Source organism: Streptomyces sp. NBC_00102, from assembly GCF_026343115.1.
Lineage (GTDB): Bacteria > Actinomycetota > Actinomycetes > Streptomycetales > Streptomycetaceae > Streptomyces.
This window is the reverse complement of the sequence record NZ_JAPEMC010000001.1, coordinates 1878433-1895332: the sequence shown is the minus strand read 5'-3', so window position 1 is coordinate 1895332 and position 16900 is coordinate 1878433. Positions and strand designations below refer to the sequence as shown.

Genomic DNA, 16900 nt, shown 5'->3' with positions numbered 1-16900 from the left:
CCATCATGCTTTCTTCGGGAAGGCACCGCCGCATCCTCATGGGGAACAAGGGGAATCAATGTCGTTCATCGGTCGTGACATGGCTATCGACCTCGGGACTGCCAACACGCTGGTGTACGTCAGGGGGCGCGGCATCGTCCTGAACGAGCCGTCCGTCGTGGCCATCAACACCAACACCGGCGGCATTCTCGCGGTCGGCTCCGAGGCCAAGAAGATGATCGGCCGCACGCCGGGCAACATCGTTGCCGTGCGGCCGCTGAAGGACGGCGTCATCGCCGACTTCGAGATCACCGAGCGGATGCTCCGCTACTTCATTCTCAAGATCCACAAGCGCCGCTACCTGGCCCGCCCGCGGGTCGTCGTCTGCGTGCCCTCCGGCATCACGGGGGTCGAGCGCCGCGCCGTCATCGAGGCGTCGACGCAGGCGGGCGCCCGCCAGGTGCACATCATCGAGGAGCCCATGGCGGCGGCCATCGGCTCCGGCCTCCCGGTCCACGAGGCCACCGGCAACATGGTCGTCGACATCGGCGGCGGCACCACCGAGGTCGCGGTGATCTCGCTGGGCGGAATCGTCACTGCCCAGTCGATCCGGGTCGCCGGCGACGAGCTGGACAACGCGATCATCCAGCACATCAAGAAGGAGTACTCCCTCCTCCTCGGTGAGCGGACCGCCGAACAGATCAAGATCACGATCGGTTCCGCGTACGACATGGACAAGGACGAGCACACCGAGATCCGCGGCCGTGACCTCGTCTCCGGACTGCCCAAGACCGTGGTCATCTCGGCCGCGGAGGTCCGCAAGGCCATCGAGGAGCCGGTCAACGCGATCGTCGACGCCGTGAAGACGACGCTCGACAAGTGTCCGCCCGAGCTCTCCGGCGACGTCATGGACCGCGGCATCGTGCTCACCGGCGGTGGCGCGCTGCTGCGCGGGCTGGACGAGCGGCTGCGCCGCGAGACCGGCATGCCGATCCACATCGCCGAGGACCCGCTGGACTCGGTGGCGCTCGGATCGGGCAAGTGCGTCGAGGAGTTCGAGGCACTCCAGCAGGTCCTGGACGCCCAGCCCCGGCGGTAGCCACATGGCTCCGGCGGGCCTCTGACACACCATCGGTCTGCCGTGCGGGCGCTGCCGCCCCGCACGGCAGATCGTTGATATACAGGCACGAACATTCCTACGAGGAAGGCACGGCCGCCGCACGTGAGGGACACACGAGAGAGCCGGCTGCTCCTGGTGCTGCTGATCGTCATCGCGTTCGCACTGATCACGGTGGACATCCGCGGCGGCGAGGACTCGCCGGTGGACGGCGCCCGGCAGGCCGCCGCGACGGTCTTCGGACCTGTCGAGAACGGCGTGGCGGCGGCGGTGGACCCGGTGGGCAACGCCATCGGCGCCGTCCGGGACTCCGGAGACCGGCACGACCGGATCGCGGCCCTGGAGAAGGAGAACGCGGAGCTCAAGACGGAGCTCGGCAGCGACGCCCGCACCAACAGCCGGGTCCGCCAGCTCGACGCGATCCTGAAGAACGCCAACGCCGGTCAGTACGGCATCAAGGGCGCCCAGGTCATCGCCATAGGAGCGGCCCAGGGCTTCTCCTGGACGATCACCATCGACGCCGGCTCCAAGGACGGCATCGCCCGCGACATGACGGTCCTCAACGGCGAGGGACTCGTCGGCCGCGTCACCACCGTCGGCCCGAACACGGCGACCGTGCTCCTCGCCAACGACCCGGACTTCACCGTCGGCACCCGGATGGAGAAGACCGACGAACTCGGCTTCGCCACCGGCCAGGGCAACAGCCCGCTCTCGGTGCAGTTCCTCAACGGCAAGGCCAAGGTGGCCAAGGGCGACCGGCTCGTCACCTTCGGCTCCAGCAAGGACAAGCCGTTCGTGCCCGGCGTCCCGGTCGGCGAGGTCGTCCGCGTCGACCCGTCCGGCGGCGACCTCACCCGCACCGTCTACGTCAAGCCGTTCGTCGGCTTCACCAAGCTCGACATCGTCGGCGTCGTCGTGGAGGCCCCGCGCACCGACCCGCGCGACGCGGTCCTGCCGAAGAAGCCCGCCAAGCCGGCCAAGCCGAAGCCCACCCCGACCGTCACCGTGACCGTCCAGCCCAACGGCGATCTCGTCGACGGCAGCGGCAAGGTGGTCGGCAACATCCACCAGACGCCCGGTGCGACGGCCTCCGGCCAGGCCGCCGGTGCGACCGAAGTCGCCACGCTTCCCGCTGCCGACGCCGACGCCGCCGCGAATACCAACGCCAACGCCGATACCGACGCTGCCGCCGACCCAGACGGCCAGGCAGACGACCAGGAGTAGGGCTGATCCCCATGCGTTTGAACCGGACTCTGCTCTCCGTCGCCCTCGTCGTGGTCGCCCTCGTCGTCCAGGTCTCCGTACTCGCCAGACTCCAGCTCCCCGGAGCCGTTCCCGACCTGCTGCTGCTCACCGTCCTCGGGCTCGCCTTCGTGTACGGGCACGTCGGCGGGGCGCTGATCGGCTTCGCCGCGGGACTCCTCGCCGACCTGGCCCCGCCCGCCGACCACGCCGCCGGGCGCTACGCGCTGGTGCTCTGCGTCATCGGTTACCTCGCGGGGCTGGTCCGGCCGGAGAACGGGCAGCTCAAGTCGGCTTTCGGCCCCATGGCGTTCGTCGTCGTGGCGGCCGTCGGCACCACCCTGCTCTACGCGCTGGTGGGCGCCCTCGTCGGTGACACCGCGGCCCGGCACGTCGGCCTCGGCAGCCTGGTGTTCACGGCCGCCGTGTACGACCTGCTGCTCGCGCCGTTCGTCGTACCGCTGATCATGGGGCTCGCCCGGCGCACCGAGAACGACCCGGTCTCCGAGTCGGCCGGCGGCGACGTCTCCGCCGGCTGGCTCTCCACGGGCACCGGCCTGACGATCGGCAGCCAGCGCGGCGGACTCCGCGTCAGGGCCGCCCGCAATCGCGCCGCACGCGCGGGAAGGATCAAGGGGGTCAAGCGACTGTGAGGCCGGACCAGCACCCGAGCACCACCGACGGGGGCGCACCGTGAGCAACATCCCCGAGACCGGCCGGACCCAGCGCGTCCAGATCCGCCTCGTCGTCATCCAGATCCTCGTCTTCTCCCTCCTCCTGACGCTCGGCGGCCGGCTCTGGTACCTCCAGATCCGCAACGGCCAGGAGTACACCGACGAGGCCAAGAACAACCACGTCCAGCAGGTCGTCCAGCCCGCCGTCCGGGGCGCCATCCTCGACGCGCGCGGCGTACCGCTCGCCGACAACGAGACCCGTCTCGTCGTCTCCGCCAGCCGCACCGAACTGCTGAAGATGAAGGACGACGGCGAGGCCGTCCTCACCCGCCTCGCCGACGTTCTCGACATGAAGCCGAGGGACGTCAAGGACAAGGTCCGGCTCTGCGACGCGAAGACCCCCCAGCCCTGCTGGAACGGCTCGCCCTACCAGCCGATCCCGGTCACCGACGAGGCCACCACCCAGCAGGCCCTCCAGATCCGCGAGCGGGCCGAGGACTTCCCCGGCATCACCGCCGAACCCACCGCCGTACGCCGGTACGCGGCCCCCGGCGGCGCCAACACCGCCCAGGTCCTCGGCTACCTCTCCCCGGTCACCGACGAGGAGATCACCAAGGCCCAGGACACCGAGTCGCCGTACCTGCGCTCCGACCAGGTCGGCCGCTCCGGTCTGGAGCGCACGTACGACCGGCAGTTGCGCGGCAAGGCCGGTGTCACCCGCTACGAGGTCGACAACCTCGGCCGGGTGATCGGGCAGGCCGCGAACGACCCCGCCGAGCCCGGCGCGTCCGTCGTCACGTCGATAGACGCACGGGTGCAGTCCGTCGCCGAGTACGAGCTCGACAAGGCGATGAAGACGGCCCGCAAGGAGTTCGACAAGAACACCGACATGAACTACAAGGCCGACTCCGGCGCCGTCGTCGTGATGGAGGCCAAGACCGGCCGGGTCGTCGCGATGGCCTCGCTGCCGGACTACGACCCCAACGCCTGGGTCGGCGGCATCTCCGCCAAGGACTACACGAAGCTCACCACCAAGAAGTCCAACTACCCGCTGCTGAACCGCGCGATCCAGGGCCAGGCGGCCCCCGGCTCCATCTTCAAGGTCGTCTCGTCCACGGCGGCGGTCAACGCCGGGTACCCGTTCGACGGCAACTACCCGTGCCCGAGCTCGTACTCCATCGGCGGCCAGACCTTCAAGAACTTCGAGTCGCAGGGGTACGGCTCCATCACCATCGGCCGCGCCCTGGAGGTCTCCTGCGACACCGTCTACTACGGCATCGCGCACAAGGAGTGGCTCAAGGACGGCGGCACCAACCCGAAGAAGAACCCCGGCGACTGGTTCTACAAGACCGCGCACCAGTTCGGCCTCGGCAAGGAGACCGGCATCGACCTCCCCAACGAGGTCACCGGCCGCGTCCCCGACCGCCAGTGGAAGGAGAACTTCTTCAAGGCCAACAAGGCCTTCTGGTGCAAGGACGGCAAGAAGGACGGCACGTACGCCCAGCAGATCGAGTACGAGAACTGCCTCGAAGGCGACAAGATGCGCGCCGGTGACTCCGTCAACTACTCGATCGGCCAGGGCGACACCCTCGTCACCCCGATCCAGATGGCCACCATCTACGCCGCGATCTCCAACGGCGGCACCCTCTACGACCCCACCGTCGGCAAGGCCATCGTCAGCGGCGACGGCAAGACGGTCCAGGAGATCAAGCCCGTCTCGCACGGCAAGCTGCCCTTCACCGGGAGCACGCGCGACGACATAGACGAAGCCCTCGCGGGTGTCGCGACCCGGGGCAGCGCCGCCTGGCGGTTCGGCGGCTGGCCCCAGGACAAGATCCCGATGCACGCCAAGACGGGTACCGCCGAGGTCTACGGCAAGCAGACGACCTCGTGGTTCGCCACGTACACCAAGGACTACTCGATCGTCATGACGATCTCCCAGGGTGGTACCGGCTCCGGCGCCTCCGGCCCCGCCGTGCGCAACATCTACAACGCCCTCTACGGCCTGGACGCCGAAGGCAAGCAGGACCTCAAGAAGGCCCTGCTGCCCACGCCCCAGAAGACCCTCCCGAAGATCCAGCCCGACGGCACGATCAACGCCCCGAAGGTCAAGCCGTACGACCCCGACGCCAACAAGCCCCTCGGCGAGGGACAGCAGGCACTCGCAGCGACGATCGGAAGGCGGGACTGATGGCCGGTGGCTTCTCCGTCGCCCGGTACGCCCCCGAGCGCTCCTCCTGGGCCCGGCTCACCGCACGCGACTCCGTGGTGCGGCGGCTCGACTGGCCGCTGCTCGGCTCGGCGCTCGCGCTCTCCTTCATCGGGTCGCTGCTCGTCTACTCGGCGACCCGCGGCCGCGACTCGCTGACCCACGGCGACCCGTACTACTTCCTCTTCCGGCACGCCCTCAACACCGGCATCGGCTTCGGCCTGATGATCGGCACCATCTGGCTCGGCCACCGCACCCTGCGCGGAGCCGTACCGATCCTCTACGGGCTCTCCGTCGTCCTGGTGCTCGCGGTCCTCAGCCCGCTCGGCGCCACCGTCAACGGCGCGCACGCATGGATCATCATCGGCGGCGGATTCTCGCTCCAGCCCTCCGAGTTCACCAAGATCACCATCATCCTCGGCATGGCGATGCTGCTCGCCGCCCGCGTCGACGCCGGCGACCAGCTGCACCCCGACCACCGCACCGTCGCCAAGGCGCTCGGGGTGGCCGCGATCCCGATGGGCATCGTCATGCTGATGCCCGACCTGGGCTCGGTCATGGTGATGGCCGTCATCGTCCTCGGCGTGCTCCTCGCCTCCGGCGCCTCCAACCGCTGGGTCTTCGGGCTCCTCGGCGCGGGCGCCCTCGGCGCGGTCTCGGTCTGGCAGCTCGGTCTGCTGGACGACTACCAGATCGCCCGGTTCGCCGCCTTCGCCAACCCGGCGCTCGACCCGGCCGGTGTCGGCTACAACACCAACCAGGCGCGCATCGCGATCGGGTCCGGCGGTCTCACCGGCACCGGACTCTTCCACGGCACGCAGACCACCGGCCAGTTCGTCCCCGAGCAGCAGACCGACTTCGTCTACACGGTCGCCGGTGAGGAACTCGGCTTCGTGGGGGCCGGGCTGATCATCGTGCTCCTCGGCGTCGTCCTCTGGCGCGCCTGCCGCATCGCCCGCGAGACCACGGAGCTGTACGGCACGATCGTGGCCGCCGGGATCATCGCCTGGTTCGCGTTCCAGGCGTTCGAGAACATCGGGATGACCCTCGGCATCATGCCGGTCGCCGGTCTGCCGCTGCCCTTCGTCTCGTACGGAGGGTCGTCGATGTTCGCCATCTGGGTCGCGATCGGACTGCTCCAGTCGATCAAGGTGCAGCGGCCGATGTCCGCCTGAGCGCCCGTACGGTGCGTACCCGTCCTCCGGCCCGGTGGCAGCAGCCCACCGGGCCGGAGTGCTGCCGGGCCCGTGAATCCACCGGGCCCCGGCGTTAGATTCGGAACATGGCCGACGTCAAGCGCGAGATCGAGCGGAAGTACGAAGCGGCTCCCGGTATCCGGCTGCCCGACCTCACCGGGGTGGCCGGAACGGCCGCGTCCGTGCCCCGCGGGGTCGTGGAACTCGATGCCGTCTACTACGACACCGAGGACTTCCGGCTGGCGGCCGGCTCGATCACCCTGCGCCGCAGGACCGGCGGCGACGACGAGGGCTGGCACGTGAAGTTCCCCGTCGCCCCCGGCGTGCGCGACGAGATCCGCGCCCCGCTCACCGGCCAACTGCCCGACGCGCTCGCCGGCCTCATCCGTTCCCGGGTCCGCGACCGGGCGGTGGTCCCGGTCGTCCGGCTGCTCTCCTCGCGTGACGTCCACCACCTCACGGACGCCGGCGGCCGGCTGCTCGCCGAGCTGAGCGTCGACACGGTCCTCGCGGAGCGGCTCACCGGTGACGGCGCGGGGACCACCGCCGGGTGGACCGAGATCGAGGTCGAGCTCGCCGACGACGTCGACCCGGCCTACCTGGACGCGGTGGAGGAGCGGCTCGCCGCGGCGGGCGTACGCCCCTCGACCGCCGCCTCCAAGGCGGCCCGCGCGCTCGCGGAGACGGCCCCGGCACCGTCCCCGGGGGAGGGGCCGGAGCCGTCGGGGCGGGAGCCGGGGGCCGGAGAGTCCGGCATCGCGGGGGAGCAGGTGCTCGCCCGCGTACGCCGGCAGACCGAGGCGATCGTCACCCTCGACCCGGCGGTCCGCCGCGACCTGCCCGACGCGGTGCACCGGATGCGGGTCGCCACCCGGCGGCTGCGCAGCGCCTTCAAGAGCTACCGCGAAGTCCTCGACCGGGCCGTCACCGATCCGGTCGGCGCCGAGCTGAAGTGGCTCGCCGCCGAACTGGGGACCGTCCGGGACCACGAGGTGCTGGAAGCCCGGCTGCTCCACCACGTCGACGAGGTGGAACCCGCCCTGCTGCTGGGACCCGTGCGAGGCAGGCTGGAGCGCTGGGGCGCGGCGGAACGTACGGCCGCCCGCCGCCGGACCCTCGCCGTGCTCGACGGGGACCGGTACCTCGCTCTGCTCGGCGCACTGGACGCGCTGCTCGCCGACCCGCCCCTGCTGCCCGCGGCCGGCGAGGACGCCGCCGGGGTCCTCGCCCGGGCGGCGCTGAAAGACCACGACCGGCTCACCGCACGGGTCCACCACGCCCTGGACCTCCCGCCCGGGCACGACCGCGACCTCGCGATGCACGAGGCCCGCAAGGCCGCCAAGCGCACCCGGTACGCGGGCGAGGCCGCCCGGCCCGTCCTGGGCAAGCCCGCGAAGCGGCTCGCCAAACGGGTCAAGGCGGTCCAGAGCCTGCTCGGCGACCACCAGGACGGGGTGGTCGCCCGCGAGGCTCTGCGCGCCCTGGCCGTGCACGCGCACGGAGCCGGTGAGTCCGCTTTCACCTGGGGACTTCTGTACGGACGCGAGGAGGCGGCGGCGGCCCGGCTGGAGCACCGGCTGCCGCACGTGTGGGCACGCGCGTCCGAGGCCAGGTTGCGGGCGGCGCTGAAGAGCTGAGCAGCGGGGTACGCTGGATGGTCACCCCTGCCAGCTCACGAAGGTTCGCGAGATGTCTGCCGAGTCGGTCTTCCCACAGCTCGAAGCTCTGCTCCCGCATGTGCAGAAGCCCATCCAGTACGTCGGCGGTGAGCTGAACTCCACCGTCAAGCCGTGGGACGAATGCGACGTCCGCTGGGCGCTCATGTACCCCGACGCCTACGAGGTCGGGCTGCCCAACCAGGGCGTCATGATCCTCTACGAGGTGCTCAACGAGCGCGAAGGGGTCCTGGCCGAGCGCACGTACAGCGTCTGGCCGGACCTCGAAGAGCTCATGCGCGAGCACAAGGTGCCGCAGTTCACGGTGGACAGCCACCGGCCCGTCGGCGCGTTCGACGTGTTCGGCCTGAGCTTCTCCACCGAACTCGGCTACACCAACATGCTCACGGCCCTGGACCTGGCGGGCATCCCGCTGGAGGCCAAGGACCGCACGATGGACGACCCGATCGTGCTCGCGGGCGGCCACGCCGCGTTCAACCCCGAGCCCATCGCCGACTTCATCGACTGCGCGGTCATCGGCGACGGCGAGCAGGCGGTCCTGGAGATCACCGAGATCATCCGCGCCTGGAAGGCCGAGGGCCGCCCCGGCGGCCGCGACGAGGTGCTCTTCCGCCTCGCCCGTACCGGCGGCGTCTACGTCCCGCGGTTCTACGACGTCGAATACCTCCCGGACGGCCGTATCGCCCGCGTCGTGCCCAACAAGTCGGGCGTGCCGTGGCGGGTCTCCAAGCACACCGTCATGGACCTCGACGAGTGGCCCTACCCGAAGCAGCCGCTGGTCCCGCTCGCCGAGACCGTCCACGAGCGGATGTCCGTCGAGATCTTCCGCGGCTGCACCCGCGGCTGCCGTTTCTGCCAGGCCGGCATGATCACGCGCCCCGTGCGGGAGCGAAGCATCACCGGCATCGGCGAGATGGTCGACCGCGGCCTGAAGGCCACCGGCTTCGAGGAGGTCGGCCTGCTCTCGCTCTCCTCCGCCGACCACTCCGAGATCGGCGAGATCGCCAAGGGCCTCGCCGACCGGTACACCGAGGACAAGATCGGCCTCTCGCTGCCGTCCACCCGCGTCGACGCGTTCAACGTGGACCTCGCCAACGAGCTGACCCGCAACGGCCGCCGTTCCGGTCTCACCTTCGCCCCCGAGGGCGGCTCCGAGCGCATGCGCAAGGTCATCAACAAGATGGTCTCGGAGGAGGACCTGATCCGTACGGTCTCCACCGCGTACGGCAACGGCTGGCGCCAGGTGAAGCTGTACTTCATGTGCGGCCTGCCCACCGAGACCGACGAGGACGTCCTCCAGATCGGCGACATGGCGGTCAACGTGATCGCCAAGGGCCGCGAGGTCTCCGGCCAGAACGACATCCGCTGCACCGTCTCCATCGGCGGCTTCGTCCCCAAGCCGCACACCCCGTTCCAGTGGGCGCCGCAGCTGAGCGCCGAGGAGACCGACGCGCGGCTCGCCAAGCTCCGCGACAAGATCCGCGGCGACAAGAAGTACGGCCGCTCCATCGGCTTCCGCTACCACGACGGCAAGCCCGGCATCGTCGAGGGCCTGCTCTCGCGCGGTGACCGCCGCGTCGGTTCCGTCATCCGCGCGGTGTACGAGGACGGCGGCCGCTTCGACGGCTGGCGCGAGCACTTCAGCTACGACCGCTGGATGGCCTGCGCCGACAAGACGCTCCCCGGCTTCGGCCTGGACGTCGACTGGTACACCACCCGCGAGCGGACCTACGAGGAGGTCCTGCCCTGGGACCACCTCGACTCCGGCCTGGACAAGGACTGGCTCTGGGAGGACTGGCAGGACTCGCTCGACGAGACCGAGGTCGAGGACTGCCGCTGGACCCCCTGCTTCGACTGCGGCGTCTGCCCGCAGCTCGACCTGGACATCCAGATCGGCCCCACCGGCAAGAAGCTGCTGCCGCTCACCGTGGTGAAGTGAACCGAGCCCGATGCGGACCGCGCCGGATGTGACGGGTTCGCACGCCGGCGTACCGACCGTGTGACAAAGACCCGCCCAGGGGATCTCCCCGGGGCGGGTCTTCCGCATGATGGGCGCATGCAGATCGAGAAGGACAGCGGCCGGGCCCGGCCGGGCGACCGGGTCCCGCGGCAGCGGCCGGAGTACGGTCGGCACCAGGCGCCCGCGGAGTACCGGTCCGGCGACGGCTGTGTCGTCGAGCTGGTCCGCATCCCGGTCCGGATCGTCGCGGTGCTCGTCGTGCTGCCGGTGCGGATGGCCTGGGACCTGCTCGTCGTCACCCTGCGCGCCCTGCACCGGACGCTGCTGCGGCCCCTGGGCCGAGGCGTGGCATGGGCCTGGCGGAACCTGGTCGCCCGGCCGGCCGCCTGGGCGTGGACGTACCTGGTGGCCGTCCCGCTGAGGTGGCTGTACCGCGCGGTGCTCGCCCCGGTCGGCCGCGCACTGGTGCTGGTTCTCCGGGCGCTGACCGTCTGGCCGGTGGTCTCCCTCTGGCGGTACGTGCTGGTCCCGCTGGTCCGGTACGGCGTCCTCGTCCCGTGCCGTTGGCTGTACGCGGCGGTGCTCACCCCGCTGGGGCACGGGCTGCGGAGCCTCTACCGCTCCCTGCTGACCCCGCTGGGGCACGGGCTGCTCGCGGCACTGCGTCTGCTCGGCCTCGCCCTCTTCGTATGGCCCTTCGTCCTCCTGTGGCGGTACGTCCTCACCCCCCTCGGGACCGCCGTCGCCCGGCTGGTGCGCATCCTGCTCGTGGTGCCGCTGGTCTGGTTCTGGCGGTCGGTGCTCACCCCGCTCGGACGCGGCACGGTGTGGCTGCTCCGGGCCCTCGGTCTGGGCCTGGCGTGGCTGGTGCGCGTCCTGCTCGTCGTTCCCCTGGCCTGGCTCTGGCGGTGCGTTCTCCTTCCGGTGCTGCGGGAGACCGGAGCGGCCCTGGTGGTGGGCTGGCGGATCGCCGGCATGATCAGCCGCGCGATCGGACGGGCACTGGCCCGGCTGCTCCGCACCCTGCTGGTCACCCCGCTGATCTGGTGCTACCGCTCCGTCTGCACGCCGGTCGGGCACGCCCTGCGGGACTGGGTCTGGTCGCCCGCCCGGACCGCCGTCGCGGCGACCGGGCGTGCCGTGCGCGACATACTGCGTACGGCACGCGAGGCCGTCCGCCAGGCACGGCGGGACGCCTGGCGCACGCTCGTCGGCGGACCGGTGAAGCCGGAGGTCGGCGGACCCAGGAGGGTTACTGCGCGTACTCTGGGTGAGGAGCACCATGCGACACCCGTGCACGGCGCGGCGCCCGCACCCGAGATCTCCCCGCCCGGCACGACCACAGGCCGGAGGGGGTGAGCCGGGGCCGGCTCCCCCGTGACGACCTGTACTTCGTGGGCGGCGCGTCACCGCGCCCGCCCCGCACCGAGGAGAAGAACCACTGGGCAAGCGACAGCCCGAAGGCCCGCCGCCCGCACCGGCGGTGCAGCGCATCCGACTGCGCTACACCAAGCGCGGCCGCCTCCGGTTCACCAGCCACCGAGACTTCCAGCGTGCCTTCGAGCGGGCCCTGCGCCGCTCCGAGGTACCCATGGCCTACTCGGCGGGCTTCACCCCGCACCCCAAGGTCTCGTACGCCAACGCGGCTCCGACCGGCACCGGCAGCGAGGCCGAGTTCCTGGAGATCGCGCTCACCGAGCACCGCGACCCGCACGTCCTGCGCGACCTCCTCAACGAATCCCTGCCGGACGGCCTCGACATCACCGACGCCGTGGAGGCCCGTACCTCAGGGCTCGCGGACCGGCTGACCGCCTCCGTCTGGGAGATGCGCCTGGACGGCGTGACCGTCCAGGACGCCGAACAGGCCGTGGCCGCCTTCCTCGCCGCCGAAACGGTCGAGGTCCAGCGCCGGGCGAAGAACGGTGTGCGCACCTTCGACGCCCGGGAGGCCGTGGTCGCTCTCGAGGCCCTCGATCCGCGGCCTGATGGGTCCGTGGACACCGCTTGTGCGATACTGCGCCTGGTAGTGCGGCACATGACACCCGCCGTACGACCCGACGACGTCCTGTCCGGTCTCCGAGCTGTGGCCGACCTGGCGCCGCCGGTCCCCGTAGCGGTGACCAGGCTGGCGCAGGGGCTCTTCGACGAGGAGTCCGGCACGGTGACCGACCCGCTCGCGCCCGACCGCGACGCACCCCCGGCCGTCCCCGCGACGGCCCCCGGGAGTGTCGCGACGGCGCCTGAAGGTTCGGGTTCCGCGTAAGGCGGTCGTTGTAGCGCGGCCCCCGGGAAGCCACCGGGGTAGGGCCGCGCACTGACCAGAAGACTTTCGCCAGGCCGTACGCACACCGCGTAGGGAACCGGCGAGCCAGACATCAGCTCCCGTGCGGCGCCCGCGCCCCGGACAGCGGGGTCGCGCACCACGCGACAACCCCGCCGGACCGGACCAGGCGCGGCGCCCGGGAGCGCGACGGGAGAACCGCCCGCATGCCCCAGCCGACCGAATCCGGCACGACCGGAAACAACGAAGAGAACACCCCCGGCGACAAGCTGCCGCCGCGCCGCAGGCGCCGCGCCGCTTCCCGCCCGGCCGGCCCGCCGTCCGGCGGAGCCGCGAAGACGCAGGACGGGACCCAGGCTTCCGAGGCCGAGGCCGTGGCACAGCCCGCCGAGACCCAGGACGAGACCGTCGACGCGGCGGCTCCGGCCCGCCCGCGCCGCCGTGCGGTGCGTAAGGCGACCTCCCCGGCCGGTGCGCCGCAGGCCAACGCCCAGGAGACCCCGGCCGCCGAGGTCGTGGCGGCTCCGGTCGCAGCGGTCGCTCCGGTCGCCACCGTCGCTTCGGTGGAGACCCCGGCCGCCGACGAGGCCGCCGAGGCTCCGGCGCCGCGTGGCCGCCGTCGCGCGGTCCGCAAGGCGACCGCCCCGGCGGGTGCGCCGCACGCCGCCGAGCAGGAAGCTCCCGAGGAGATCGTGGTCGAGACCGCTCCGGTCGCCGAGGCCGACGTGGAGCCGGTGGCCGAGGCCCCGCGCGGTCGCCGCCGTGCGGTGCGTAAGGCGACCTCCCCGGCCGGTGCGCCGCAGGCCGCCGCCCAGGAGACCCCGGTCGCCGAGACCGTGGCGGCTCCGGCCGCTTCGGCCGAGGCCGACGTGGAGCCGGTGGCCGAGGCCCCGCGCGGCCGTCGCCGTGCGGTGCGTAAGGCGACCTCCCCGGCCGGTGCGCCGCAGAGCGCAGCCCCCGAGGAGATCGTGGTCGAGACCGCCCCGGTCGCCGAGGCCCCCGTCGAGCAGGCCGCGCCGGCCGACGAGGCCGCCGAGGCTCCGGCGCCGCGTGGCCGCCGTCGTGCCTCCCGCAAGGCCACCTCGCCCGCCGGTGCGCCGCAGGCCGCCGAACCCACCACCTTCGCCGAGCCCGTCGGGGAGGCCCTGCCCGAGGCCGTCGCCGAGGAGCTCGCCGCCGAGCCCGAGGAGGTCGCGGAGTCCGCGCCGCGCGGCCGCCAGCGCCGCCGCGCCACCGCCCCGGCCGGCCGCCCGGCCGCTCCCTCCACCGAGCAGGCTGCTCCCTCCACCGAGCAGGCTGCTCCCTCCACCCGCCAGGTTGCTCCCTCCACCCGCCCTGAGTTCACCGCCACCGAGGAGCCCGTCCGCCGTGGCCGTCGCGCCACGCGCCCGGCCGTGGCCGTCTTCCAGGCGCCGGTGTTCTCGGAGCCGATGTTCCAGACCCCGGAGACCGCTGCCGCGGCTGCCGCCGCGGCCCCGCCGTACGTCGAGCCGGAAGAGGAGACCGACGAGGTCGAGGAGGCGCAGCAGGCCGTCGAGGCGCCCGCGCCCGTCGAGCCCGCCGGCCAGACCCCGCGTCGCCGTCGCCGCCGCCGCGGCGAGGCCCCCGAGGCCGAGCAGACCGTCGCGCCCGCCGAGCCCGAGGCCGAGGAGGCTCCCGAGCCCGAGGCCGAGGAGGCTCCCGAGCCCGAGGCCGAGGCCGAGGCCGAGCACGAGGCCGCCGACGACAACGAGTACGGCGACCGCCCGTCCCGCCGCCGCCGTCGCGGTGGCCGGCGCCGCCGCCGCGGAGACGCGGGCGACGGCGACGAGGGCTACGACACGGAGCACTCCGCCCCGTCGGACTCCTCCGCCGACGAGCAGCAGGCCCTGTCCCACGCGGACGCCGACGGGGACACCGACTCCGACGACGACCACGACGACGAGCGCCACGAATCCGCCGCCGGCGGTTCCAGCAGCAGCCGTCGTCGCCGTCGCCGTCGCCGCCGCAGCGGTGACGGGGTCGACAACGGCACCGACAACGGCACCCACGGCGGCGGGTCCGACGACCCGGAGCGCACGGTCGTCAAGGTCCGCGAGCCGCGCGAGCGCCGCAGCCGCGAGTCGGCCGACCGCGAGCCCGGTACCGGCTTCGACGAGGTCCAGTCCATCAAGGGCTCGACCCGTATGGAGGCGAAGAAGCAGCGCCGCCGCGAAGGCCGCGAGCAGGGCCGCCGCCGCGTCCCGATCATCACCGAGGCCGAGTTCCTGGCCCGCCGCGAGGCCGTCGAGCGGGTCATGGTCGTCCGTCAGAGCGGCGAGCGCACCCAGATCGGCGTCCTCGAGGACAACGTGCTCGTGGAGCACTACGTCAACAAGGAGCAGGCCACCAGCTACGTCGGCAACGTCTACCTGGGCAAGGTCCAGAACGTCCTGCCGTCGATGGAGGCCGCCTTCGTCGACATCGGCAAGGGCCGCAACGCCGTCCTGTACGCCGGTGAGGTCAACTTCGAGGCGCTCGGCATGGCCCACGGGCCCCGCCGCATCGAGACCGCGCTCAAGTCCGGCCAGTCGGTGCTCGTCCAGGTGACGAAGGACCCGATCGGCCACAAGGGCGCCCGTCTGACCAGCCAGGTCTCCCTGCCCGGCCGTTACCTCGTCTACGTGCCCGAGGGTTCGATGACCGGGATCAGCCGCAAGCTCCCGGACACCGAGCGCGCCCGGCTGAAGACCATCCTCAAGAAGATCGTCCCCGAGGACGCGGGCGTCATCGTGCGCACCGCCGCCGAGGGTGCGAGCGAGGACGAGCTCCGACGTGACGTGGAGCGCCTCCAGGGCCAGTGGGAGGAGATCCAGCAGAAGTCGCGCAACACCGGCAGCTCCAACGCGCCGACGCTGCTCTACGGCGAGCCGGACATGACCGTCCGGGTCGTCCGCGACATCTTCAACGAGGACTTCTCCAAGGTCATCGTCAGCGGCAACGACGCCTGGGAGACGATCCACGGATACGTCTCGCAGGTCGCCCCCGACCTGACGGACCGCCTGTCGCGCTGGACCTCCGAGGTCGACATCTTCGCGACGTACCGCATCGACGAGCAGCTGATGAAGGCGCTGGACCGCAAGGTCTACCTGCCCAGCGGCGGTTCGCTGGTGATCGACAAGACCGAGGCGATGGTCGTCGTCGACGTCAACACCGGCAAGTTCACCGGTCAGGGCGGAAACCTCGAAGAGACCGTCACCAAGAACAACCTGGAGGCGGCCGAGGAGATCGTGCGTCAGCTGCGGCTGCGCGACCTCGGCGGCATCGTCGTCGTCGACTTCATCGACATGGTGCTGGAGTCCAACCGCGACCTGGTGCTCCGGCGTCTGCTGGAGTGCCTGGGACGCGACCGTACGAAGCACCAGGTCGCCGAGGTGACCTCGCTGGGGCTCGTCCAGATGACCCGTAAGCGGGTCGGCCAGGGCCTGCTGGAGTCGTTCTCCGAGACCTGCGTCCACTGCAACGGGCGCGGCGTCATCGTGCACATGGAGCAGCCGACGACGTCGGGCGGCGGCGGTGGCGGCAAGCGGTCCAAGAAGCGTCACCGCGGCGCGGGCGGCCAGGACCAGGACCTCCAGCACGGCCACGAGCACGACGAGCAGGAGCACGACGAGCACGAGTCCCTGGCGGAGGTCGCCGCCGAGGTGGCCGAGCCGGTGGCGCTGCCGGAGCCCGAGTTCGTCCCGGACGAGGAGCTGTACAGCAGCCCCGCCGAGGCGGAGGCCGCGGCTACCCGTGGCCGCGGCCGTCGTCGGGCGACCCGCAAGGTGTCGGCCCCGGCCGGCGCCCCCCGGGGTGCGGCCCAGGCGCCGGCCGTCGAGGAGAAGCCCGTCGAGATCGTCGAGCCGGTCGCCGAACCGGTGGCGGAGCCCGTGGCGGAGCCGGTGGAGGAGACTCCGGCGGCCCCCGAGGCCGAGGCCGCGCCCCAGGGGCGTGCGCGCCGCAGGGCGACCCGTAAGGCGACCTCTCCGGCCGGTTCGCCGCAGCAGGCGGCCCCGGCGGAGCCGGTGACCCCCGTCGAGCCCACCGCCGAACCGGTGGCCGTCGAGGACCCGGTCGTCGAGGCACCGGCCGAGGCGCCGGCCCCCGAGGAGACGGCTCCGGCCGCCCCTCGGGCCCGCCGCCGGGCGACCCGTAAGGCGACCGCTCCGGCGGGCTCGCCGTCCGGTGCCGAGCAGGCCGAGATCGTCGTCGTGACGGGTACGCCCGCCGTGGCGGACGAGGTCGCCGACGCCCCGGCCGAGGCCGTCGAGGCCGACGAGGACGCCGCGCCGGCCAAGAAGACGGCGGCGCGCAAGACCGCCAAGAAGGCACCGGCGAAGAAGGCGGCCCCGGCGAAGAAGGCGGCGGCCGTGAAGAAGACGGCGGCGGCCAAGAAGACGACGACCGCGAAGAAGACGACGACGGCCAAGAAGGCGCCGGCGAAGCGGACGGCCAAGAAGGCCGTCGCCGCCGAGCAGGCGTCGGCCGGTTCGTCCGAGGAGTGATCGCGGGCTGATCCCGCACCACACCGGTGGGCCGCTTCCCCGACGCGGGGGAGCGGCCCAC

General features: G+C 72.1%; 10 protein-coding genes. All 10 read left to right on the top strand.

All coding sequences use genetic code 11. The features are described from left to right. The first annotated feature begins 58 nt into the window (after positions 1-58). The 10 genes from OHA55_RS08390 (at position 59) to OHA55_RS08345 (ending at position 16839) form a co-directional block, all read left to right on the top strand. Entirely contained in the window at positions 59-1078 is a 1020-nt protein-coding gene (locus OHA55_RS08390) for a rod shape-determining protein (protein ID WP_124268240.1), read from the top strand. Positions 1079-1201: 123 nt separating this feature from the next. Further along, entirely contained in the window at positions 1202-2320 is a 1119-nt protein-coding gene (gene mreC, locus OHA55_RS08385; RefSeq protein ID WP_266704300.1) for a rod shape-determining protein MreC, read from the top strand. Between the two features lie 11 nt (positions 2321-2331). Further along, entirely contained in the window at positions 2332-2991 is a 660-nt protein-coding gene (mreD, locus tag OHA55_RS08380; protein WP_266704298.1) for a rod shape-determining protein MreD, read from the top strand. A gap of 40 nt (positions 2992-3031) precedes the next feature. Next, positions 3032-5203 carry a penicillin-binding protein 2 gene (gene mrdA, locus OHA55_RS08375; protein ID WP_266704296.1) on the top strand — a complete coding sequence of 724 codons (2172 nt, stop codon included), beginning with the start codon at positions 3032-3034 and terminating at the stop codon, positions 5201-5203. Next, complete coding sequence (gene rodA, locus OHA55_RS08370; protein WP_266704294.1) at positions 5203-6396, top strand: rod shape-determining protein RodA; 1194 nt, start codon at positions 5203-5205, stop codon at positions 6394-6396. The genes mrdA and rodA overlap by 1 nt, the downstream gene beginning before the upstream one ends. A gap of 107 nt (positions 6397-6503) precedes the next feature. Next, positions 6504-8054: a CYTH and CHAD domain-containing protein gene (locus OHA55_RS08365; RefSeq protein WP_266704292.1), complete on the top strand. Its 1551-nt coding sequence runs from the start codon at positions 6504-6506 to the stop codon at positions 8052-8054. 52 nt (positions 8055-8106) lie between these two features. After that, positions 8107-10032 carry a TIGR03960 family B12-binding radical SAM protein gene (locus tag OHA55_RS08360; protein ID WP_266704290.1) on the top strand — a complete coding sequence of 642 codons (1926 nt, stop codon included), beginning with the start codon at positions 8107-8109 and terminating at the stop codon, positions 10030-10032. Between the two features lie 117 nt (positions 10033-10149). Next, positions 10150-11412 (top strand): hypothetical protein, encoded by a 1263-nt coding sequence (locus OHA55_RS08355; protein WP_266704288.1) that lies wholly within the window; start codon positions 10150-10152, stop codon positions 11410-11412. A 124-nt stretch (positions 11413-11536) separates the two neighbouring features. Beyond that, positions 11537-12316 carry a TIGR03936 family radical SAM-associated protein gene (locus tag OHA55_RS08350; protein WP_266704286.1) on the top strand — a complete coding sequence of 260 codons (780 nt, stop codon included), beginning with the start codon at positions 11537-11539 and terminating at the stop codon, positions 12314-12316. A 224-nt stretch (positions 12317-12540) separates the two neighbouring features. After that, positions 12541-16839, top strand: a complete 4299-nt coding sequence (locus OHA55_RS08345) for a ribonuclease E/G (protein WP_266704284.1) — start codon at positions 12541-12543, stop codon at positions 16837-16839. Positions 16840-16900: the final 61 nt, after the last annotated feature.